This window comes from Bowmanella yangjiangensis (genome assembly GCF_017255015.1).
Taxonomy (GTDB): Bacteria; Pseudomonadota; Gammaproteobacteria; order Enterobacterales; family Alteromonadaceae; genus Bowmanella; species Bowmanella yangjiangensis.
The window spans coordinates 1-546 of record NZ_JAFKCS010000512.1 but is presented as its reverse complement, the minus strand read 5'-3'; the positions used below and the strand labels follow the sequence as shown (position 1 = coordinate 546).

The 546-nt window shown below is 67.9% G+C and carries 1 protein-coding gene; it reads right to left on the bottom strand.

What is annotated here, in order from left to right; translation table 11 throughout:
* A partial coding sequence (locus tag J0A65_RS25415; RefSeq protein WP_206596998.1) for a condensation domain-containing protein occupies nucleotides 1–546 on the bottom strand: 546 nt, incomplete at both ends.

Below are 546 nucleotides of genomic sequence, written 5' to 3'. Positions count from 1 at the left end.
CTCAGCTCCAGACCATGCTTGCTCAGGTGGCGCAGCACGCCATAGCCGATGCCGGCTCGAGGCACACCACGGATGCTTTCCTTAACCGCACGCAGTGCCTCACCCGGTTCGCCGGTCGGGCGCAGGCGCAGCGGGTAAAGGCAGGTGAACCAGCCAACGGTGCGCGACAGCTCCAGAGGTTCGCCGTCATCGAAGGCGTCACGGCCATGGCCCTCCACTTCCAGCAAGGTCTCCTCGCTCCCCGTCCAGTTGCACAAGGCGCGACCGACAGCCGTCAGCAGGACGTCATTGATGCGCAGGCGCTGAGCGGCCAGGACCGGACCAAGAAGTTCGGAGGTGGCATCGCGGTCCAGAGCAATGTGGCGCTGCCGTGCCTCGCGCCAGGTGGCCGCCGCGTGGCCATCGGCCTGGGGAATCGCCGGGGCATCGGCCAGTTGCGCCAGCCAGTACGGCATTTCGGCGTCCAGTGCCGGACTCGTCGCCAGCGCCTGCTGGCGGGCAGCCCAGACGGCATGCGGGTCGCCTTCGGCCGGTAAAACAACTGGC